Genomic DNA, 20283 nt, shown 5'->3' on the forward strand with positions numbered 1-20283 from the left:
AATCTCACGAGAGCTCGACTACCACCTTGCCGCGCACCCCGCCTCCCTCGAGCGCCCGATGCGCCCCCGCGATATCCGCCAGCGGAAACACCCGGTCCACCAACGGCCGCACCAGCCCGGCATCGACCCACCGGCTCAGGTCAGCGAGCAGATCCGCCTTCGGATTCCCGCTGAAACCGCGCACCCAGCGGTTCGGGCGCAGCGAGTTCGCCGCGACATAGCCGAGCGTGCGGACCGGACGGTCGAGGTCGAACGCGATCGCGACCATCCGTCCGCGCGGGGTCAGCAGTCGCCGGAATGTCTCGAGGTCGCGACCGACCGTGTCGAGAATGACGTCGAACTTCCCCAGGTCACCAGGATCGCGGTAGTCGAGCGCGACATCCGCCCCGAGTTCCCTTGCCAGTTCTAGGTTCTTGGCGCTCGTCAGCCCGGTCACGTGCGCGCCCATAGCGCGGCCGAGCTGCGTCGCCACAAAACCGACCCCGCCCGTCGCGCCGCGGATCAGCAGGCGTTCGCCGGGCTTCAGATGGGCTTTGTCGCGCAGCGCGGTAATCGCGGTGACGCCCACCGCCAGCGACGCGGCCTGCGCGGGATCCAGCCCGGCAGGCACGTGGTCCAGCCGATCCGCGGCCATCACGTAGTACTCCGCAGCAGTGCCCATTCGCCGCCCGCCGCCCCAGACGAGGTCGCCGACGGCGAACCGGCTCGTGCCCGGTTCCACCACCTCGCCGACCAGGTCCACGCCGATCCGTTTGGGGAAACGCTTGCCGCTGAACGGAAGCAGCTTTCCGGACCGCATCGCGAGTTCGCCGCCGTTGACCGTCAGCGCGCGCACCTGGACGAGGACTTCGCCAGGGTCGGGCACCGGCGTCGGGACAGTGGTCTCGCGCAGGACTTCCGGTGGTCCGTAGCGGTCGTAGGTGATGGCTCGCATCGAAGTGGAAGGCATGTTCCACTTCTAGCACGGAAAGTGGAAAGGGTCTTCCGATTCGCGTAAAGTGAGAGAGTGCCGGAAAAACCGACTCGGTTGCGCACCGACGCCGCCCACAATCGCGCGCAGATCCTCGACGTCGCGAAGCGCACCTTCGAGACCGAGGGCCTGGACGTGTCGATGAGCGAGCTGGCGCGCCGCGCGGGCCTCGGCGTGGCCACCGTGTACCGACATTTCCCGACCAAGGCCGACCTGGTCGCCGAAGCCTTCGCCGAGCCCATGGCCGAATGCGCGGGGATGCTCGACGAGGCGCTCGCCGACCCCGATCCGTGGCGCGGGTTCTGCCGGGTGATCGAGGAAATGTGCGCGATGCAGGCGCGCAACCACGGGTTCTCCGCCGCGATCGTGACCGCGCTGCCGGAGCAGGCGCGGTTCGCGGAGTTGCGGGACCAGGCGATGCAGGGGTTCACCGAGTTGATCCGCCGGGCGCAAGACGCCGGTGCGCTGCGGGCAGACTTCGCGGTTTCCGACCTGTCGCTGGTCTTGCTGGCGAACGGCGGGCTGCGGTCGGGCGCGGGAGCCGCGGCACCAGCGGCGTCGCTGAGGCTCGCGGGCTATCTGCTGCAGTCGTTCCGCGCGGAGACGGCCGCGCCGCTGCCACCGCCCGCGGAGCTTCCGCTCGACGTGTCGGTGCTCTAAATGGGCGGCCAAGCTGCACAAATGGCTGGGTAATGGTGATTTCGCCCGCGCTTGACGCGGATTGTGCACGGGCACGCCGTATGGTTGACGGCACCCTTTCCGGCGCACCCAGCGGCGGGCACCAGCGTCAGAAGGAGCCGATCGTGACTCTTTCCTCGGTCCAGGACGTAACGGGCCGGTTGTATCTAGCGGTGGGACGGCTTTCCCGCTCGCTGCGCCAGGCCGGCGCGCCCGGGCCTGGACACGGGTCCATCTCGGCGCTGGCCACGCTCGTGCACTTCGGCGAGCTGCGCCTCGGCGACCTCGCCGCGAAGGAAGGCGTCGCGGCGGCCACGATGTCGCGGATCGTGGCCACGCTGGTAGAGGCCGGTTACGTCACGCGCGAGTCCGACCCGGTCGACCGCCGCGCCTGGCTCGCCCGTGCCACCGAGGAAGGCGAACGCCTCGTCTCTGGCGTGCGCTCCACTCGCGTGCAGGAGCTCAACCGCCGCCTCGACCGCCTCACGCCCGAGGCCCGCGAGTCGATCATCGCCGCGCTGCCCGCGCTGGAAGCCCTGATCTCCGACGAGAGCTAGCGCTCTTCCGGAGCCAGCCGCCAGAACGCCGACACCGGGCCGACTTTGGCGCCCATCGGGTACGAGTGTTCGACGGCCTGCGAGACGAACCACTTGCCGTAGCGCGCCGCTTCGACCACCGGCATGCCCTTCGCCAGCCCGGCCGTGAGCGCGGACGCCATGGTGTCGCCGGCACCGTGCGTGTGCGGGGTCTTCCAGCGCGGTCCGGGCAGCTCCACGAACGTCGAACCGTCGAAGAGCAGGTCGACGCACTCCGGGTCGGACTGCAGGTGGCCGCTCTTCACCAGCACGTACTTCGGGCCGAGCTGGTGCAGCACGACGGCCGCGGTGTGCATGCCTTCGCGGTCGGTCACGGTCATGCCGGTGAGCAGCCGCACCTCGTCCAGGTTCGGCGTGAGCACGGTGGCGCGCGGCAGGAGTTCGTCGCGCAGCGCGGCGAGGCCGTTGTCGTCGAACAGCGACTGGCCGGTCATCGCCGCGGCCACCGGGTCGACCACGAACGGGATCGCGCCGTCGCGTCCGATCCCGGCCTTGTCGCAGGCCGCCGCGACCGCGTGGATGATCTCCGCGGACGCGAGCATGCCGGTCTTCGCCGCGCCGACGCCCATGTCCGCCGCGACCGCCTCGATCTGCCCGGCCACGATGTGCGGCGGCAGATCGGCGCGGTCGTGCACGCCGAGTGTGTTCTGGACGGTGACCGCGGTGACCGCGACCAAGCCGTGCACCCCGCAGGTGAGGAAGGTCCGCAGGTCCGCCTGCAGCCCGGCGGCCCCGCCGGAATCGGATCCGGCGATGGTGAGCGCGGAGGGCGGGCTCGGGTTCTCAGTCATGTGCGCGTTCCGACTTCTGGTCTGGTCCATTGAGGCAACTGTGCTTCATTCACAGTCCACCACGATGGCACAGTAAGTGTTCGTGCTGGTCCCCGTGACGAAGGAGACATCAGTGAAGCTCGCCGCGGCCGGTCTCCTGCTCCTGTCCACGCTGGCGGTACCGGGGGTCGCCAGCGCGGACAGCCCCCAGCTCTCGCACGTGACCACCGTCGGCGTGCACAACACCTACGATCCCGCCGCGTACCCGTATCTCGCGCAGGCGCTGGACAACGGCTCGTCCCTGCTCGAACTCGACGTCTGGCCGGACTTCTTCACCCACGAGTGGAAGGTCAGCCACTCCAATCCGCTGGGCAACAGCAACAATTGCGTCGACGCGCGTTCGGCGGCCGACCTGTACTCCGGCGGGACGAACAAGGACCTCGAATCGTGCCTGGACGACATCCGGATCTGGCTCGGCGCACATCCTGGCCGCCCGCCGCTCACGCTGAAGATCGAAATGAAGACCGGTTTCTCGGCGAATACCGGCCTCGGTCCGGCCCAGCTGGACACCGCCTTCCGAGACCACCTCGGCGATGCCGTGTTCAAGCCCGCCGATTTGCTCGGCAGCCACGCGACGCTCGATGAAGCGTCCAAAGCGGACAATTGGCCGACGCTGGACGCGTTGCGGGGCAAGGTGCTCACCGAGATCATCCCCGGCACCGTCGAAGAGGGAAACCCGACCGACACGCTGCACACGGATGTCGAGTACGCCGGTTACCTGCTGGACCAGAAGGCTGCTGGAAAGCTGAATTCAGTGCAGATCTTCCCGACCGTGCACGGTGCCGCGGGAGGCGACCCGCGCGACAAATACTCCGCGGAGCAGAAACCGTGGTTTGTCGTGTTCGACGGGGACGCGAGCGAATGGCTCGCCAAGGCTGGCATGTCTTGGTACGACGAAAACCACTACTACGTGGTGATGACGGACGGGCAGAACGTCGCGCCCGCTATCGACGACCACAACCCGACCGTCGACCAGGCGACTCAGCGCGTGGCTGAACTGGCCAAGCAGCACGCTTCCGTGGTGACGTCCGATTGGACCGGCCTCACGACCGTGCTGCCGACGGTGGATTCGCGCGGCTAGAACCGCGGCGGCGGTTTCAGCACTGACATCCGATATTGGTACACCGCTTGCGCTTCGGCGATCCCAGGCCGCGGCGTGATGCCCGATTTGCGAATCGTTTTGACCGCCGAAGCGGTGCGGTGCTCGGTGACCAGGCCGTCGACCTCGTGCTGCACCTCAAGCGGCAGCCTCGCCCACAACGCTTCCGGTGTCTCGCTCATCCGGTCAGTGTCGCATTCACGAGCACCGGAAGGGGACGAGATCCCTGCTATGGTGTTTTGTCCGCTCGAAGCGAGCCGGGGGTGCGGGGTTCATGGCAATGGCGCCGGTCGAGGTTCTCGTGGGCAATTTCGCGCTGGACGAGACAACCGTGACAGACGTCGTCCGCCTCTCGATCACTATCCTGCTCGGTGCCAGCGGCATTGTCGCGTGGATCTTTTCGAAACGTGCGCGGGCGCGCTCCTCGCTGGGCCGAATGGGTGTCGACATTTCCGACGCTTCGCTGGCCCGGTGCATCGCGGACGGCGACCTCAAAGCCATCGAACTGCTGCTGCGCACGGGAATCCGCGCGGACGCACCGCTCAACGGCCGCACCCCGTTGCAGGCCGCGATCAAAGCCGGTGACGAGCGCGTGCTCGGTTTGCTGGTCCGCCGCGCACCGCCGGAAGCGGTTGTCCGGGAATTGCTCCGGGACAGCGTCCCGGAAGCCGCGCCGTCCGGTTCGCCCGCGTTCACGGTGCTGCCCGGGGTGCAGGGCGTGCTCGAGCACATTCAGCACCAGATCATCTCGGCGCTGGATTCCGGGGAACGGACCGAGATGCTCAACCTCGGACTGGACCTCGAGGTCGTGCAGACTTTCCTGCTCTACAAACTGATCTTCCAGAAGAATCTTCGCAATCTCGAATACCACGGCATGCTGATCGAAAGCAGTGCGGAACGGATCAAACCGGTCATCGACGGGGGCAGTTCCATCCACTCGGGGACCGCGACCGCGGTGATCGAGAAGATCGGCAACCAGATCGCGGAGAACGCGGCCTTCCTCGACAGCAGCAACATCTCCATCGAGATCCGGTCCTACGACCTGCCGCCGGTGCTCCACGGTTTCCTGGTGGACAACCGGCATCTGTACCTCGGCTTCACCGAATTCGTCCAGGGAAAGCTCCACGGCGGCGAGTTCGGCTACCTGTATCTCGACCGGTTGGCGGCGGATCCCATGACCGCCCATCTCTTCCGGGTGTACCGCTCCTGGTTCGAATTCCAGTGGAATCACGGCACAAAGCTTTGTGCCTCCTGAAAGGTCGGGCATGCTGGTCATCGGACATCGCGGCGCCGCAGGGCACGCGCCGGAGAACACTCTCGCGTCGATCCGGAAAGCGATCGGCTTCGGCGTGGATCTGGTCGAAATCGACGTGCAGGCCACCCGCGACGGTCAACTCGTCGTGTTCCACGACAAGCTGCTCGACCGCGTGACCGGCGCGACGGGGTACCTCTGGGACTTCGACCTGGCGCGCTTGCGGGCCGAAGTGCGCGTCGCCGGCGAGCAGATCCCGTTGCTCAGCGAGGTGTGCGAACTCGTCCGGGACAGTTCTGTGCGGCTGATGGTCGAAATTCTCGACCCCGCGACGGCCAAGGCTGTTCTCGCGACCGTGTCGGAAATCCTGCCCGCCGATCAGTTCCTGGTGGCGTCATTCCATCACGACACAGTGCGCGAACTGGTTGCGCAGCACCCGGGCCTCGAGGCGATCGCGCTGGTCGAAGGCGCGCCGGTGGATCCGGTCCGGATGGCGCGCGACTGCGGCGCGCACTGCGTGGGGCTCGGATTCGAGTCGATCCAGCCGGAGAAGGTCGCCGCGCTGCAGGAGGCGTCGATCTCGGTTTTCGCTTGGACGGTCAACGATCCACGGGAAATCGAGCGCGCTCGCCGGTTGGGAGTCGACGGAATCATCTCCGACTATCCCGACCGGGTCGCGCGCTGATCGCCCGTTACGACGGGTTCGCGAGCCGCCAGAACGGGGAAACCGGGCCGACACCCGCACCCAGCGGATAAGCCTCCAGAACGCAGCGTTCGATGAACCGCTTCGCCTCCGCGACCGCGGTGGGCACGTCCGCGCCCTTCGCGAGCGACGAGGTGATCGCCGACGCCATGGTGTCGCCGCCGCCGTGGGTGTTTTCCGTATCGATGCGCGGGCCGCTCAACTCGATCACCGCTGAGCCGTCGGTGAGCAGATCGACGCAATCGGCGGCGTCGTAGAGGTGGCCGCCCTTCACCAGGACCCACTGGGAACCGAACTCCAGCAAGGCTTCCGCGGCTGTGTGCTGGCTCTTCGCGTCGGTAACGCTGACGCCGGTCAGCAGCCGGACCTCGTCGAGGTTCGGCGTGATGAGCGTGGCGCGCGGGAACAATTCCGTCCGGATCGCTTCCAGTGCTTCTTCGCGAAGCAGCGCGTGGCCGGTCATCGACGCGGCGACCGGGTCGACCACGAACGGCGTGTCCGTGGTTCGTCCAATGTGGACTTCGTCCAGCGTTTTCGCCACCGCCTGAATGATTTCCGCGGTGGCGAGCATGCCGGTCTTCGCCGCGTTGACGCCCATGTCCTCGGCGACCGCTTTGATCTGCGAGGTGACGACGTCGACCGGAATCTCGGAGAACCCTTGCACGCCAAGTGAATTCTGCACGGTGACCGCGGTGAGCGCGACCAATCCGTGCACTCCGTTGGCGAAGAACGTGCGCAGGTCCGCCTGCACGCCCGCACCACCGCCGGAATCGGATCCGGCGATGGTGAGGGCGGTGCGAGGCGTGACTGTCACTGGTTGACCACGGGCAGGTAGACCTTGTTGCCCTGTTCGGAAAACTCCGCGGACTTCTCGGCCATGCCCGCCTCGATCGCCTCCACAGAGGACAGACCGTGCTCCTCGGCGTACTTGCGCACGTCCTGAGTGATCCGCATCGAGCAGAACTTCGGCCCGCACATCGAGCAGAAGTGCGCGGTCTTGGCCGGTTCCGCGGGCAGCGTCTCGTCGTGGAAGGACCGCGCGGTGTCCGGGTCGAGCGACAGGTTGAACTGGTCGTTCCACCGGAATTCGAAGCGGGCCTTGGACAATTCGTCGTCCCAGTCCTGCGCGTACTGGTGGCCCTTGGCGAGGTCGGCGGCGTGCGCGGCGATCTTGTAGGTGATCACGCCGGTCTTCACGTCGTCGCGGTTGGGCAGGCCGAGATGCTCCTTCGGCGTGACGTAGCACAACATCGCCGTGCCGTACCAGCCGATCTGCGCCGCACCGATCGCCGAGGTGATGTGGTCGTACGCCGGGGCGATGTCCGTGGCGAGCGGGCCGAGCGTGTAGAACGGCGCCTCGCCGGTGAGCTTTTCCTCCAGCTCCACGTTTTCCTTGATCTTGTGCATCGGCACGTGGCCGGGGCCCTCGATCATCACCTGCACGTCGTGCTCGCGGGCGATGTGCGTCAGTTCGCCGAGGGTTTCCAGTTCGGCGAACTGCGCGCGGTCGTTGGCGTCCGCGATCGAGCCGGGACGGAGGCCGTCGCCGAGCGAGAACGTGACGTCGTACTCGCGCAGGATCTCGCACAGCTCGGAGAAATGCGTGTACAGGAAGGATTCCTGGTGGTGCGCGAGGCACCAGGCGGCCATGATCGACCCGCCGCGGCTGACGATGCCGGTGACCCGGCGCGCGGTCAGCGGGATGTAGCGCAGCAGCACTCCGGCGTGCACCGTGACGTAGTCGACGCCCTGCTCGCACTGCTCGATGATGGTGTCGCGGTAGATCTCCCAGGTGAGCTTTTCCGGCTCCCCGTTGACCTTTTCCAGCGCCTGGTAGATCGGCACGGTGCCGACCGGGACCGGCGAGTTGCGCACGATCCACTCGCGCGTCTCGTGAATCCGCTTGCCGGTGGAGAGGTCCATGATCGTGTCGGCGCCCCAGCGGGTGGCCCACACCATCTTGTCGACCTCTTCCTCCACAGAGGACCAGACGGCCGAATTTCCCATGTTGGCGTTGATCTTCACCAGGAAGTTCTTGCCGATGATCATCGGCTCGGTCTCCGGGTGCTTGCGGTTGGCCGGAATCACCGCGCGACCGCGGGCGACCTCGTCCCGCACGAACTCCGGAGTACAGCGTTCGCGCGCGGCGATGAACTCCATTTCCCGGGTGATCACCCCGGCTTTCGCCCAGCCAAGCTGGGTGTTGTGCTCCCGCCCGTCAGCCCAGCCGGACCTGAGCGGGTGCAGTCCTTTGTGGACATCGATGTTCGCGTCCGGATCGGTGTAGGGCCCCGACGTGTCGTACACGTCGAAATGCTCCCCGTTCGACAGGTCGATCCGCCGCGCCGGAACCCGCAGCCCGGATTCGGTGCGGTGATAGACCTTCCGCGAGCCGGTGATCGGCCCGGTGGTGACGGACGGGGCGATGGCACCCTGGTTTTCCAGCGTCGTCAACGACGTTCACTCCCTACGCCGGCATTACCCGGTCAGGTTCATGCGGTCGGTGACGCCGGGTGTCCGCGAGATGGACACCAGCCACCCTCTCAGCCCGCCAAGGCGCGAGCTCCCGCGTTGCATTCGGTTGAGGTTGCTCTTGCGACGATGCCATGGCGCCTCGGGTCGGCACAAGGGTTTGAGGGCAGGCCGTGGCTGACTGTGTTTGATTGCCCAGCGCTGTGTTTGATTGCCCCGGCTCCGCCGTGGCGCCGAGATCGCCGGGAAGCTGGTTTCTTCCCTCCCGATTTCGCCGGCCCGGGGGGCCGTCGAAATCGCTCAGTCCAGAAACCAGCGCGATCTCGGGTTGTGGTCCAGTTGCCGGGTGCGGTCTCGGGTTGTGGTCCGGGAAGCTCCGGCGTGCTGGTCAGGCGTCTGCCGGTTCCTTTGGCGGCAGCCAGGTCAGGCCGGGCACGCCCCACTTGTTTTTCTTGAGCATCTTCTTCGCCGCGCGCGCGTGGCGGCCGACGAGCCGGTCCAGGTAAATGAACCCGTCGAGGTGATCGGTCTCATGCTGGAGGCAGCGCGCGAAGTAGCCGGTGCCCTCGACCTCGATCGGGTTGCCCTCGATGTCGAAGCCGGTCACCTTCGCCCACGTGGCGCGTCCGGTCGGGTACGACTCGCCGGGGGCGGACAGGCAGCCCTCCCAGTCGTCGTCCGGGTCCGGCATGGTCTCCGGGATCTCCGACGTCTCGAGTTTCGGGTTGACCACCACGCCGCGGTGCCGGGTGCCCTCGTCGTCGAGGCAGTCGTATACGAATACCCGTAGGTCGAGCCCGATCTGGTTGGCCGCGAGGCCGACGCCCTCGGCCGCGTACATGGTCTCGAACATGTCCTCGACGAGGGTGGCGAGCTTGGCGTCGAACTCGGTGATCTCGCGCGTGGGCTGGTGCAGCACGGGTTCGCCGGCGATGCAGATGGGGTGGACGGTCACGGACGCCGAGTTTAGTCGGACCCTTCTGGTACACCTGGATCGGACCGTGACGCGCCGTGTCGGATGCCCATGTCGAGCATGGGTTCCGTGGTTCAATGACGCCCGCGGAAGGACTGCCGACACCGATTGCGAGGACCGCATGGACGCCGCGGAGTCGATGGCTGGAAACCAGCCGTCGCCGCCGGAAAATGTCGGTGGCCTGACCGAGCGCGAACTGGACATTCTCGCGTTCGAGCGGCAGTGGTGGCGCCACGCCGGGGCGAAGGAGAACGCCATCCGGGAGCGCTTCGGACTGTCTTCCACCCGTTACTACCAGTTGCTGAACACGCTGCTGGCCAAGCCGGAGGCCGTCGCGGCCGATCCGATGCTGGTCAAGCGGCTGCGCAAAACGCGCGCCGCCCGTCAGCGCAAACGCGGGGCCCGGCGGTTGGGGATCGAGCTGTCATGAGCGTCTTCTCGGGACTGTCCCGGCCGTTGAAGGCCGCGGGAGTCGCGCTGATCGGGATCGCGGTGGTCGCGGCCGTCATCGGCGGGGTCACCGTGCTCAACACGAGCGGCGACCAGAACGCCGGACCGAGCACGTCCGGCGAACCCACCGCACCCGGCGGCTCGTCGTCCGCGCCGGAACAGTCGTCCTCGGCGGCGCCCAGCTCCGCGCCTTCGTCACCTGCTTCATCGGCCCCGGCCTCGTCGTCCGCGGCGTCGTCGGCTCCGGCCTCGGGCCAGCCCGGACAGCCCGGCGGCCAGCCGGGTCAGCAGCCCGGACAGCCGGGCCAGGCGGGTCCGGACCAGCAGGCCTCGAACAAGTGGGTCACGCTGCGCGTCTACAACAACTCGCTGGTCAAGCACCTCGCCGAACAGGCCGCCGCCGACTTCCGCAATTCAGGCTGGAACGTCGCCGAGGTCGGCAACTACTCGCAGGGCAACATCCCGGCGACCACGGCCTACTTCCGGCCGGGCACCGACGAGGAAGCCGCAGCGAAGCAGCTGGCCAAGGAGTTCGGCTTCCAGGCCCAGCCGCGATTCGACGGCATCCAGAACTCGAGCCCTGGCGTGATAGTGATCATCACGAAGGACTACCAGCCCGGTGGGCACAAGGGCAGCTGACCTGCCCCGATGCCGCTGAAAGCCCGCGCTACGGCGCGGGCTTTGTCATGTCCGCCAGGCCGCGCTTCGGGCGTTGTCCGGTGTGCTGCCTCGGCTGGCGGTGAGCCGCGTGGCTTCGCTCCTGCGGAGGTCCGTGAGGGCCACCCTGAGGGAATCAGCGTCCGTCAGGGTGGCCCTCACGGACCTCGACATCGCGCGGTCGGTGCCGAGCGAGCGAGATTGGCGGCTGCGGAGGGCGTGCGGTTCGGCACGGCGGGCGGCGTAGCAGGTCGTGAGTGCTGGTGCCGGTTCTAACCGGCGCCAGCATTCACGAGCAGCTCAACGCTCCTGCTGCGCCTGCGCGTAAGCCTCCAGAGTTGCCAACTGCGCCGCGTCCAGCGAAGGCCGCACCGCCTCGCGAGCCTTGTCCAGATGCGCCGCGGTCACCTCGCGCGCCTCCAGCGACTCGCGCATCGCCGTCAGCGCCGCCTCCCGGATCAGCGCTGCGCAGTCGGCGGCCGAGTAGCCCTCCAGCGCCTCGGCGGTGGCCGCGAGGTCCACATCGGACGCCAGCGGGGTGTGCTTGGCCGTCGCGGCGAGGATCGCGGCGCGGGATTCGGCGTCCGGCGGCGGCACGTAGATCCGCCGCTCCAAGCGTCCGGGGCGCAGCAAAGCCGGGTCGACCAGCTCGGGCCGGTTCGTCGCGCCCAGCACGACGACCTCGCGCATCGGCTCCACGCCGTCCAGTTCGGTGAGCAGCGCGGCGACCACGCGGTCGGCCACGCCGGAGTCGGACGACTGGCCGCGGCGCGGGGCGAGCGCGTCGATCTCGTCGAGGAAGATCAGCGACGGGGCGGCGTCGGCCGCGCGGCGGAACAGGTCGCGGACCGCGCGTTCCGATTCGCCGACCCATTTGTCCAGCAGCTCCGCGCCCTTGATCGCGAACACGTTCAGCGCGCCGGTGCCCGCGAGCGCCCGGACGAGGAACGTCTTGCCGCCGCCGGGCGGTCCGTACAGCAGCACGCCGCGCGGCGGTTCGATGCCGAGCCGGGCGAACGAATCCGGGTAGCGCAGCGGCCACAGCACCGTTTCGGTGAGCGCTTCCTTGACCGACGTCATGTTGCCGACGTCGTCCAGGGTCAGCCCGCCGGTGGCCAGATTGTCCGAAGTGGACAGCGAGATCGGCCGGACGGTGGCCAGCGCGTCGAGCAAATCCTGCTGGGAGATCTTGGGTTCCTCGACGTCCCGCTGGCGCAGCGCGGCCCGCAACGCCGCGTCCCGGCGCAGCGCGAGCAGGTCGGCGGCGACGAAACCGGGCGTCCGTTCGGCGAGCACGCCCAGGTCGGCCCCGGATTCGACCGGCACGTCGCGGAGCAGGATCCGCAGCAGTTCGACGCGCGTTTTCGCCTCCGGCAGCGGCAGCCCCAGCTCGCGGTCGAGCAGGTCGGCACCGCGCAGCCGCGGGTCCACCGACTCGGCCCGCGCGGTCGTCGCCACCACAGCCAGCCCGTCTTGGCGCAGCGCGGCGCGCAGTTCTTCCAGCACCACCGTGGCCACCGGCGGCGGTTGCGTGGCCGGGAGGAGCGCGTCGATGTCGTTGATCAACAGCACGCCCGGACCGTCGCCGCCCGCAGCCCGGTCGATGGCCTCGCGCAGCGACCGGTGCGCCGCATTCGGTTCCAGCACAGCGATATTCGGCGCGGTCACCGACACCACGCGCACCTTCTCCGCCGCGGCGACCGACCGCACCAGCGTCGCCTTGCCGACGCCTTCCGGCCCGGACAGCAGCACGCCCAGGTGCGCCGAGGTGCCCAGCTTCGCCAGCAGCTCCGGCCGGTGGAACGCCAGGTCGAACCACTCGGCCAGCTTGCGCGCCGCGCTCTCGGCCCCGACCAGATCAGCGACCGGCACCGGCTCGTCCAGCTCTTCCTCGCGAGCCTCGGTGACGACCTCCTCGACGATCTCCGCGTCGAGATAGTCCTCGGCCGCGGTGACAGCGGTGGTGCGAACGAGCGCGGTCGCGGTGCGCACTGACGGTTCGCCAGTCGGCGCGCCAGTGCGCGCGCCGTCCCGCCAGCTGACCACAGTGGACGGTCCAACCACGACAACGCCAGCCGGTTCGGTAGCCGTGACGGTCAGCAGTTCGTTGGTCCAGGTCGCCCCGATCACGCGGGACAACTGTCCGCGGACAGCGGCGACGTCCGAGCCCGGCGCGGGCGAGAGGTCTTGCGGCAACAGGGAAACCGCGTCGCCACGGGTCAAAACCTTGCCAGTGAGCGCGAGCCGCAACGTCTGCGGCGACACCGAAACCGACGCCAGCCGAGACCCGGACACCGTGACCGTGCGGGCAGCGGTGACCTCTGCCGGCGAGACCACGACCTCGCCGCCCTCAGCGACGCCGAGGTTCGACATGGTGACGTCATCGGTCAACACGACACCCGGCGTCGCCTCCTCCGCGGCAGGCGCGGCCAGCGCGGCAGTGCGCCGCGCGCCAGTGAGGTGCACGGCGTCCCAGGCCCGCAGGCCGAGCGCGTCGAGCACTTCCGGGTGCAGCCGGACAACCCCCCGCCGCGCGTCGAGCGCGGACGGCGTGTGCCGGACGGTCAGGGTGATCTGCGGATCGCTCACGCTGCTCACCCTAATGAACCGGCGGGCGGTTGTGGGCGAACGAAAGGCCGCTCAGGGCGTCGCTGACCAGTCGCGGATCGCGGCGACGAATTCGTCGGGCGCGTCGGACTCCACGTAAAGCCCTACGCCGTCGAGACTCACGGTCTTGTGGTTCGGGAAGGACGCCTCCAGACGTTCGCGCTCGCGGGGCCGGAAACCGATCTGAGCGTTGCCCCACACGATCAGCGTCGGCAGGTCGGGAAGGCCAGCTTCGACCTCGGCGAAGAAAGCCCGGCTGGCGAGAATCCGGCCGGGGAGCACGCCGGAGGCCTGGCGTCGCTCGGGCGTGTCCATCGCGCGGCGGTAATGGGTGATCTCGGCGTCGGTCAGCTTCCGCTTTCGGTGGCCCATCGGGAGAAACGCTTTGACGACGAGGTTGAGCCTGCGTGCCAGGAAGCGCATCGGAGGTCCGCCGGCGATGCGCCCGAACGCCTCGAAGTACGGATCGCCGTTGACCGGCCAGGCCCAGGCGTTGACGAGCACGAGCCGTTCGAAGACTTCCGGCAGGCGCTGTGCGGCGGCCAAGCCGATCGGGCCGCCCCAGTCCTGCCCGACCAGCGTGACCCCGCTGAGGCCGAGCGCGTCGACGAACCCGGTGACCACGTCGGCGTGCTCCTCGGGCAGGTAGCGATAGCCGGGCTTTGCCGTCGAGAGCCCGAAGCCCGGGTAGTCGAGGGCGACGCAGCGGAAGTCGTCGCGCAGGGCCCGGATCACGTCGCGCCAGAGGAACGACCAGGTCGGATTTCCGTGCAGAAGCAGCAGGGTGGGGCCGGATCCCTCGTCGACGTAATGCACGGTGTGCCCGTCAATGTCGATGAAGCGGCTCTGGAACGGGAACAGGTCGTCATCGACCCAGTCGGGCCGTGCGGTCTCAGCCATGTCGGCCCCCTCGACGCTATGCTTGAGTAAGTCAAGCGTACTTGAGATTGTCAAGCAAGGGGACCTGATGCGCGGCTACGGTCAGTACTGCGGGCTCGCCCGGTCGCTCGAAATCGTCGGCGACCGGTGGAATCTGCTGATCGTCCGCCAGCTTCTGCTCGGGCCCGCGCGCTACCGGGACCTGACCGACGGCCTCCCGGGCATCGCGACCAACTTGCTCGCCGACCGGCTCCGCGATCTGGAGGCGGCGGGCGTCCTCGAACGGCGGCTGGCAGGCAAGGGCAGCGCGGTCGAATACGCCCTCACGCCGTGGGGTGCCGAGTTGCGGGAGCCGATCGAGAGCCTGATCCGCTGGTCGACCCCGTTGATGGTCCGCGGCCCCGAGGGCGACGCGTTCCGTCCGGAATGGCTCGCGCTCGCCCTTCCCGCACTGCTCGGCGCACGGGTCAAGATCCGGGCCGCGGCGACCGTCGGCTTCGAGGTCGGCGGCCCGCCCTTCCAACTCCGCGCGAGCCGGTCCGGCGTCGAGATCGGCCCGAGGGACGGCCGCGAACTCGACGCCACCGTCCGCGCTGATCCAGCCTGCGTCCTCGGGCTTGCCGCGGGCGCTCTCGCGCTCGACGACGCCAAGGCCCTCGGGATGATCGAAATCGACGGTGCCGAGTCTGTGGTTCGTGCCGTGTTTGCTGCTCGATAGGGCAGAACTAACGGCGGCGAATGCCGATCCGACGCCAGCTGCGCCGCCGCTGGGTCGGTCCGGAAGTGGCCGAGCTGTGGTCCCGCTCCCGCAGGTTCCGGCTCCGCACCACGTCCGAGTTCGTGCGCCGCACCGCGCGCATCGCCGCACCGGCGACGCGGCCCGAGGCCGGACGCAGCCGCAGCCGTCGGTGGCTGCGGGCTCGGCGGATCGCGCGACGCTCTCGCGGCGGCACTTCCCACGCCTCCGGGTGCGCGGCGAGCCAGCGGTGCCGGTAGACCGAATACGGGATGTGCAGCAGGTACAGCACCAGCGCGACCGCCAGTGCCGCCAGCGGGAACACGATGATCGCGGCGGCCAGCAGGCCAACGCCTACCAGCAGCGGCGCGATCGCCTTCGCAGGTGCCTTCACGGTCTTGAGCGACAGAGTCGGGATGCGGCTGATCAGCAGCGCGGCGACCGCGATGGTCCACACCAGCACCACGTACTGCTCCGACCACCAGCCCTCGCCCCACTGCAGCGTGGCGATCAGCGGCAGCATCGCGACCAGCCCGCCGGCCGGCGCGGGCACGCCGACGAAGAACTCGGCGGCGTACGGCGGCTGGTCGGTGTCGTCGAGCAGCGTGTTGAAGCGGGCGAGCCGCAGGATCATGCAGACCGCGAAGATCAGCGACGCGACCCAGCCGATGCGGTCGCCGTGCGCCTGCCAGATGTAGAGCACCAGCGCGGGCGCGACGCCGAACGAAATGCCGTCCGACAGCGAGTCGAGTTCGGCGCCCATCTTGGACGTCGCGTCGAGCAGGCGGGCGATGCGGCCGTCGAGGCTGTCGAGGACGGCGGCGATGCCGATCGAGCCGATCGCCATCGCGTAGTTGCCGGTGAGGGCGAACTGCACCGAGGAGAGACCGGCGCAGAGCGCGAGCACGGTGATCGCGTTCGGCAGCAGCCGGACGCCAGGGGTGGTCACGCGGACCATGGTCAGCTTTCTCCCAGCGCAGGAAGTTCGGCGAGCACGGTTTCGCCGCCGACGGTCCGCTGGCCCTTGGCCACCACGACCCGGCTGCCCGGCGGCAGGTAGGTGTCGACGCGCGAGCCGAAGCGGATGATGCCGTAGGTCTCGCCGGCGGCCACCTTGTCGCCCTCGCGGACGTCGCACCGGATGCGGCGCGCGACCAGCCCGGCGATCTGCACGACGACGAGCTCGTGGCCGTCGACCGTGTGCAGCACCAGCGAATTGCGCTCGTTGACCTCGCTCGCCTTGTCGAGGTCCGCGGAAAGGAATTTGCCCGGCTTGTACGCGACCTTCGAGATCACGCCCGCCGCCGGCGTGCGCTGGACGTGCACGTCGTAGACGGAGAGGAACACGCTCACCCGCATCCGCGGCTCGGCGGGCAGGCCGAGCTCGGCGGGCGGAACCGCTTCTTCGATGAGCGAGACGGTGCCGTCGGCGGCCGAGATCGCGACGTTGTCCCGCAGCGGGGGCACGCGCTTCGGCTCGCGGAAGAACGCCGTCATGCCCGCCGTGGCGAGCGCGCCGGCCACGCCGAGGCGCTTGGAGAACCGGCGCGCCACGATGGTCGCGGCCAGACCGCCGAGGAGGAACGGCCGTCCTGCCGGGTGCATCGGCGGGAACGTCTCGCGGGCCAGCTGGACAGCGTGCGCGAGGGGGTTACCGGTGGGCTGGCCGCTCATGGGTCGAGTTCCCCGCTGTTCGTCTCGGTCGGTGAAAGGGTCCGATTTGGGCTTCCCCACGCTACCGCCCGCCTGCGGCGGACCCGTTGGCCCCTGGTCGTAAGGGTTGCCCCGGCGCGGGTGGGCGCGACCACAAACCGGTAACGACGCGTCGAACAATCCGATAACACCGGGTAGTTGACGCCGCTCGGGACCGGTGCCCGGGCCGACCTGGCGAGGGAGACGATGGCCGTACCCGATCTGCTCGCGCAACTGTTGCGCGCCTGGCGCCGGGATGTCCTCTCGGCACCCGTTCCCCAGCTCGTCGACCCGGTGCACGCCGCCCGGCTCGTGCGGGACGCGGCCCGGGTGCATGCGTCCCCCGACGAAGCACGCACCCGGGCGCGGAACGGATCAGTTTAGTCCGCGACCGGGGTGTTCTGACAGATCGTCGGGAAACCGTTACCAACGGTCACGATCGCGGCGGCTCGCAGTCGCGGCGCTGACCAGCCGCAACACGAGCAGCAGCACGATCGCGCCGAGGATCGCGACGCCGAAGCTCGGGAAATCGAACTCGAAGTGTTGCTGCTCACCGGTCGCGAGCCGGTAGATGAAGCCGCCGAGGGCCGCCCCGACCACGCCGACCAGCACGCTGACGAGACAGCCCTGCCGCTGCCGCTCCCGGCCGCCGACCACGAGGTTCGCGATCCAGCCGACCAGCGCGCCGAAGACGATCCACAGGATGATGCCCATGCTCGCGAGGATACCTTCGGGCTAATGCACAAGAGTTGTTGTACAACGACGTTTGTGCATCATGGAGGTCCGCGATTCCCAGGTGCTGGCCGCGATGTCGCATCCGCTGCGCCGCCGCCTGCTGGACATGCTGAAGCCCGACGGCCCGGCCAACGCGTCGGAGAAAACCGGGCAGGCGGTGGGCAATGTGAGCCATCACCTGAAGGTGCTTTCCGGGGCCGGGCTGGTGATCGAAGCGCCGGAACTGGCCCGGGACCGATGCGGCTGACGCCTTCGGAATTGGCTGAGCTGAATGAACGGACGACTGCGCTTTTCTCTGAATTCGGTGCCAAGTCGGCTGCTGATCCTTCTGCGGAACGGAAGCCGGTGTTCGTGTTCGGGCGTGGTTTCAGAGCTGAGCCGCGTGCGGGGTGCCGCGCTCCGTCTCTTGTGGACTGGACGGGACTGCGGGGCTGGGTCTGCCGGGCTAGTGCTGCGGCAGGCGGTGCGGTGTTCGCGGAAATCCGGGTTTGTTCGGTGCCCGCGCCGAATGCCGGGATCGAGTTCGCTCCGGACGGACAGGTGATCGTCGGGCCGGAATTCCGAACGCGGGTGTTGTGGGTCGGCGTCCGATGCGACAGTGCGATTGCCGCGGGCCGTGAGGTCGCACGAGATGATCGGGTCGCCGCGCATGTCGGCTGATCGGCGGCCCGGTTGCCCGCCGCTAAAGCAGCAGCACCTCGACCTCATCCCCCTCCGCAGCCGCCGAAACCTCCTCCGGCAAGACGATCAAACAATTGGCCTGCGTAAACGCCGCCAGCAAATGCGACCCCGGCCCGCCCCGAGGCCCGACAATCCCAGTCACCTCACCAAGAACCGGCGTATAAAACCCCCGCCGGTACTGCCGTCGCCCAGCCGGTGAAGTCATGTCCTCCGTCAACCGAGCCCGCACCCGCCGCCGGTCCACGTCCGAATGGCCCATCGCTGACAGCACTGCCGGTCGCAAAAACGCCTCGAACGACACCAGCACACTCACCGGATTCCCCGGCAGCGTCACCACCGGCACGCCATTCCACCGCCCGCACCCCTGCGGCCCGCCCGGCTGCATCGCGATCTTCTGGAATTCCACGCCCTGCCCGGTCAGCGCGTCCTTCACCACCTCATACGCACCGGCCGACACCCCGCCAGACGTGATCAGCAGATCCACCGACTCCAGCCGCGGCTCGATGATCTTGCGGAATTCCTCCACGTCGTCGACCACGCTGCGCACGACCTCGACCCGGCAACCGAGCCCCTGCAAAGCCGCCGCCAGCATCACGCTGTTCGATTCGTAGATTTGCCCGTGCTGCAACGGGTTCGGGGCTTCCACCAGCTCCGTGCCGGTCGACACCACCAGCACCGACAGCGGCCGGTACACCTCGAGCTCCGCCAACCCGACCGCGGCGGCGAGGCCCAGGTGCGCATGGCTCAGCACGGTGCCCGCGTGCAGCGCGACGGTCCCCTTCGTGACGTCCTCGCCGATCCGGCGGATGTGGTTGCCGGCAGCGGCCGCGCGGGAGATCCGGACTTCCGCGGTCCCGCGGTCGGTGTCCTCGACCATCACGATCGCGTCCGCGCCCGGCGGCAGCGGCGCGCCGGTCATGATCCGCTGAGCGGTACCCGATTCGAGCGGCTTGACGTCGACCCGTCCGGCCGGGATGTCGTCGGCGACCGGAAGCGTCACCGGGACCTCGGCGACGTCCGCGGCGCGCACGGCGTACCCGTCCATCGCGGAGTTGTCGAAGGGCGGCAGCGCCACGTCGGCGAGCACGTCGCGGGCCAGGACGAGCCCGGCGGCTTCGGCCACCGGAACAGTGCGGACAGGCGCGCGGCCGAGCAGTTCGGTCACGGTCTCGCGGTAGGCGTCGACGGAGATCACGCGGACCATCCTCCCTCTTGCTGCCCGTCGTGCAACACTCTCCCGGCACAAGCCGGGGAGTACGGGGAGAGTTCTGATGCAGTTTCGGGTCCGCAACCAGCCCGGGCGCGCCGCGCTCGCGAACCCCCGCTGACATGCGCGTCCACACCAGGCACACGCCGGGATTCGGCGTCGCCCGCGTGCTGCTCGCCCCCGGCGAAGCCGTGCAGGCGGCCTCGGAATCGTTGCTGGCCAGCAGCTTCAACGTGGCCGAGACGAACCAGAACCGCGGCCGCAAGGGCGGTCCTTCGGTGTTCACCGCGCCGCAGGAAGGCGGCTGGGTCGACCTGGCCCCGCTCGGGCCCGGCGACGTCTATCCGCTCGAATTGACCGGTTCCACCGGCTGGTCGGTGCACCGCGAAGGCGTCCTCGCGCGGCCGAGCACGGTCCGCGTCGACCAGAACTGGGCCCCACTGCAGCAGTTGTTCGGCGCCGATTCGGGGTTCCTCGAGCACTACAGCGGCCGCGGCCCGCTCCTGCTCACCGCGCCCGGCCCGGTGGACTCGTTCGACCTCGGCCGCGGCGAGATCGTGACCGTGCGCCCGGACTATCTCCTCGCCTATCCCGACACCGTGCAATGCCGGTTGCGCGCGCTTGATCCGAGCGGTCCGCAGTCGCTGCGAACCGGCGAAGGACTCGTCCTCGATTTCGCCGGACCGGGCACCGTGCTCGTCCAATCGCGCAACCGGCGAGTGTCGCAGGCGTAAGGGGAATCTGCCGATTACCCCATTGCCGGGAGCGCTGATTCCGGTAGCGTGAACTCCACTTCGCACGCTGATGGACAGCGATTTCTTGTCCCGAGGGAGGCGCCGTGGCACTCGGCACCGTCAAGTGGTTCAACTCGGAAAAGGGCTACGGGTTCATCGAATCCCCCGAGGGTCCGGACGTCTTCGTCCACTATTCGGCCATCCAGGCCGACGGATTCCGCACTCTCGACGAGGGCGATCGGGTGGAGTTCGAAGTCCAGTCCGGCCGCGACGGCCGAAGCCAGGCCGCGGACGTCCGCAAGGTCTAGCGAGGCAGCTGTCCTGACCGGTTG

General features: G+C 68.7%; 25 protein-coding genes and 1 riboswitch. Of the genes, 13 read left to right on the forward strand and 12 right to left on the reverse strand.

The genetic code is table 11. The features are described 5' to 3' along the window. Positions 1 to 4: 4 nt before the first annotated feature. Positions 5 to 949, reverse strand: a complete 945-nt coding sequence (locus AB5I40_RS30755) for an NAD(P)-dependent alcohol dehydrogenase (protein ID WP_370933739.1) — start codon at positions 947 to 949, stop codon at positions 5 to 7. A 57-nt stretch (positions 950 to 1006) separates the two neighbouring features. Here AB5I40_RS30755 and AB5I40_RS30760 point away from each other — a divergent pair, with 57 nt between their 5' ends. Continuing rightward, complete coding sequence (locus AB5I40_RS30760; RefSeq protein WP_370933740.1) at positions 1007 to 1630, forward strand: TetR/AcrR family transcriptional regulator; 624 nt, start codon at positions 1007 to 1009, stop codon at positions 1628 to 1630. A 143-nt stretch (positions 1631 to 1773) separates the two neighbouring features. Beyond that, positions 1774 to 2205, forward strand: a complete 432-nt coding sequence (locus AB5I40_RS30765) for a MarR family winged helix-turn-helix transcriptional regulator (protein WP_370933741.1) — start codon at positions 1774 to 1776, stop codon at positions 2203 to 2205. On the opposite strand, the gene thiD (AB5I40_RS30770) is transcribed toward AB5I40_RS30765, so the two are convergent. Next, a complete protein-coding gene (gene thiD / locus AB5I40_RS30770; protein ID WP_370933742.1) occupies positions 2202 to 3035 on the reverse strand; it encodes a bifunctional hydroxymethylpyrimidine kinase/phosphomethylpyrimidine kinase in 834 nt (277 codons plus the stop codon). The two genes, AB5I40_RS30765 and thiD (AB5I40_RS30770), sit on opposite strands and share 4 nt — an antisense overlap. Positions 3036 to 3147: 112 nt before the next feature. Here thiD (AB5I40_RS30770) and AB5I40_RS30775 point away from each other — a divergent pair, with 112 nt between their 5' ends. Continuing rightward, positions 3148 to 4155: a phosphatidylinositol-specific phospholipase C domain-containing protein gene (locus tag AB5I40_RS30775; protein ID WP_370933743.1), complete on the forward strand. Its 1008-nt coding sequence runs from the start codon at positions 3148 to 3150 to the stop codon at positions 4153 to 4155. Here the strand turns inward: AB5I40_RS30775 and AB5I40_RS30780 are convergent. Beyond that, positions 4152 to 4355: a hypothetical protein gene (locus AB5I40_RS30780; RefSeq protein ID WP_370933744.1), complete on the reverse strand. Its 204-nt coding sequence runs from the start codon at positions 4353 to 4355 to the stop codon at positions 4152 to 4154. The genes AB5I40_RS30775 and AB5I40_RS30780 overlap by 4 nt on opposite strands. Before the next feature lie 92 nt (positions 4356 to 4447). Here AB5I40_RS30780 and AB5I40_RS30785 point away from each other — a divergent pair, with 92 nt between their 5' ends. Further along, positions 4448 to 5428, forward strand: a complete 981-nt coding sequence (locus AB5I40_RS30785) for a hypothetical protein (RefSeq protein WP_370933745.1) — start codon at positions 4448 to 4450, stop codon at positions 5426 to 5428. 10 nt (positions 5429 to 5438) lie between these two features. Continuing rightward, positions 5439 to 6110: a glycerophosphodiester phosphodiesterase gene (locus AB5I40_RS30790; RefSeq protein ID WP_370933746.1), complete on the forward strand. Its 672-nt coding sequence runs from the start codon at positions 5439 to 5441 to the stop codon at positions 6108 to 6110. Between the two features lie 7 nt (positions 6111 to 6117). Here AB5I40_RS30790 and thiD (AB5I40_RS30795) read toward each other — a convergent pair whose 3' ends face one another. The 3 genes from thiD (AB5I40_RS30795) to AB5I40_RS30805 form a co-directional block, all read right to left on the reverse strand. Beyond that, positions 6118 to 6942 carry a bifunctional hydroxymethylpyrimidine kinase/phosphomethylpyrimidine kinase gene (gene thiD, locus AB5I40_RS30795; RefSeq protein WP_370933747.1) on the reverse strand — a complete coding sequence of 275 codons (825 nt, stop codon included), beginning with the start codon at positions 6940 to 6942 and terminating at the stop codon, positions 6118 to 6120. Further along, positions 6939 to 8582 (reverse strand): phosphomethylpyrimidine synthase ThiC, encoded by a 1644-nt coding sequence (gene thiC / locus AB5I40_RS30800; RefSeq protein ID WP_281390799.1) that lies wholly within the window; start codon positions 8580 to 8582, stop codon positions 6939 to 6941. The genes thiD (AB5I40_RS30795) and thiC overlap by 4 nt, the downstream gene beginning before the upstream one ends. Next, a riboswitch (TPP riboswitch) is annotated at positions 8576 to 8708 on the reverse strand. Its footprint overlaps the gene before it by 7 nt. Before the next feature lie 280 nt (positions 8709 to 8988). Further along, positions 8989 to 9555 (reverse strand): peptide deformylase, encoded by a 567-nt coding sequence (locus AB5I40_RS30805; protein ID WP_370933748.1) that lies wholly within the window; start codon positions 9553 to 9555, stop codon positions 8989 to 8991. A gap of 139 nt (positions 9556 to 9694) precedes the next feature. Here AB5I40_RS30805 and AB5I40_RS30810 point away from each other — a divergent pair, with 139 nt between their 5' ends. Together AB5I40_RS30810 and AB5I40_RS30815 are read left to right on the forward strand one after the other, a co-directional pair. Beyond that, positions 9695 to 10003: a DUF3263 domain-containing protein gene (locus AB5I40_RS30810; RefSeq protein ID WP_009084016.1), complete on the forward strand. Its 309-nt coding sequence runs from the start codon at positions 9695 to 9697 to the stop codon at positions 10001 to 10003. After that, positions 10000 to 10662, forward strand: coding sequence for a LytR C-terminal domain-containing protein (locus tag AB5I40_RS30815; RefSeq protein WP_370933749.1), 663 nt, complete (start codon positions 10000 to 10002; stop codon positions 10660 to 10662). The genes AB5I40_RS30810 and AB5I40_RS30815 overlap by 4 nt, the downstream gene beginning before the upstream one ends. 318 nt (positions 10663 to 10980) lie before the next feature. Here AB5I40_RS30815 and AB5I40_RS30820 read toward each other — a convergent pair whose 3' ends face one another. Continuing rightward, entirely contained in the window at positions 10981 to 13269 is a 2289-nt protein-coding gene (locus AB5I40_RS30820; RefSeq protein WP_370933750.1) for an AAA family ATPase, read from the reverse strand. Positions 13270 to 13320: 51 nt separating this feature from the next. Further along, positions 13321 to 14187, reverse strand: coding sequence for an alpha/beta fold hydrolase (locus tag AB5I40_RS30825; protein WP_370933751.1), 867 nt, complete (start codon positions 14185 to 14187; stop codon positions 13321 to 13323). Between the two features lie 67 nt (positions 14188 to 14254). Here AB5I40_RS30825 and AB5I40_RS30830 point away from each other — a divergent pair, with 67 nt between their 5' ends. After that, a complete protein-coding gene (locus tag AB5I40_RS30830; RefSeq protein ID WP_370933752.1) occupies positions 14255 to 14884 on the forward strand; it encodes a winged helix-turn-helix transcriptional regulator in 630 nt (209 codons plus the stop codon). 7 nt (positions 14885 to 14891) lie between these two features. Here the strand turns inward: AB5I40_RS30830 and pssA are convergent, their stop codons facing one another. Together pssA and AB5I40_RS30840 are read right to left on the reverse strand one after the other, a co-directional pair. Next, positions 14892 to 15860, reverse strand: coding sequence for a CDP-diacylglycerol--serine O-phosphatidyltransferase (gene pssA, locus AB5I40_RS30835; protein ID WP_370933753.1), 969 nt, complete (start codon positions 15858 to 15860; stop codon positions 14892 to 14894). Between the two features lie 2 nt (positions 15861 to 15862). Then, complete coding sequence (locus AB5I40_RS30840; protein ID WP_370933754.1) at positions 15863 to 16576, reverse strand: phosphatidylserine decarboxylase; 714 nt, start codon at positions 16574 to 16576, stop codon at positions 15863 to 15865. Positions 16577 to 16801: 225 nt separating this feature from the next. Between AB5I40_RS30840 and AB5I40_RS30845 the strand changes: the two genes are divergently transcribed. Further along, positions 16802 to 16978, forward strand: coding sequence for a hypothetical protein (locus AB5I40_RS30845; protein WP_344264981.1), 177 nt, complete (start codon positions 16802 to 16804; stop codon positions 16976 to 16978). 39 nt (positions 16979 to 17017) lie between these two features. On the opposite strand, the gene AB5I40_RS30850 is transcribed toward AB5I40_RS30845, so the two are convergent. Further along, positions 17018 to 17308, reverse strand: a complete 291-nt coding sequence (locus AB5I40_RS30850; RefSeq protein ID WP_037807900.1) for a GlsB/YeaQ/YmgE family stress response membrane protein — start codon at positions 17306 to 17308, stop codon at positions 17018 to 17020. A gap of 61 nt (positions 17309 to 17369) precedes the next feature. Between AB5I40_RS30850 and AB5I40_RS30855 the strand changes: the two genes are divergently transcribed. Together AB5I40_RS30855 and AB5I40_RS30860 are read left to right on the forward strand one after the other, a co-directional pair. Then, positions 17370 to 17576, forward strand: coding sequence for an ArsR/SmtB family transcription factor (locus AB5I40_RS30855; protein WP_370933755.1), 207 nt, complete (start codon positions 17370 to 17372; stop codon positions 17574 to 17576). Continuing rightward, the gene (locus tag AB5I40_RS30860; protein ID WP_370933756.1) at positions 17567 to 17989 is read left to right on the forward strand and encodes a hypothetical protein; all 423 of its coding nucleotides are present in this window, start codon (positions 17567 to 17569) and stop codon (positions 17987 to 17989) included. Before AB5I40_RS30855 ends, AB5I40_RS30860 begins: the two co-directional genes overlap by 10 nt. A gap of 22 nt (positions 17990 to 18011) precedes the next feature. On the opposite strand, the gene glp is transcribed toward AB5I40_RS30860, so the two are convergent. Continuing rightward, positions 18012 to 19205, reverse strand: coding sequence for a gephyrin-like molybdotransferase Glp (glp, locus tag AB5I40_RS30865; RefSeq protein WP_370933757.1), 1194 nt, complete (start codon positions 19203 to 19205; stop codon positions 18012 to 18014). A 134-nt stretch (positions 19206 to 19339) separates the two neighbouring features. Between glp and AB5I40_RS30870 the strand changes: the two genes are divergently transcribed. Continuing rightward, complete coding sequence (locus AB5I40_RS30870; RefSeq protein WP_370933758.1) at positions 19340 to 19951, forward strand: AIM24 family protein; 612 nt, start codon at positions 19340 to 19342, stop codon at positions 19949 to 19951. Positions 19952 to 20055: 104 nt separating this feature from the next. After that, on the forward strand, positions 20056 to 20259 hold the full coding sequence (locus AB5I40_RS30875) for a cold-shock protein (protein ID WP_370933759.1): 204 nt from the start codon (positions 20056 to 20058) through the stop codon (positions 20257 to 20259). Positions 20260 to 20283 lie beyond the last annotated feature (24 nt).

The organism is Amycolatopsis sp. cg13, from assembly GCF_041346965.1.
Classification (GTDB): domain Bacteria; phylum Actinomycetota; class Actinomycetes; order Mycobacteriales; family Pseudonocardiaceae; genus Amycolatopsis.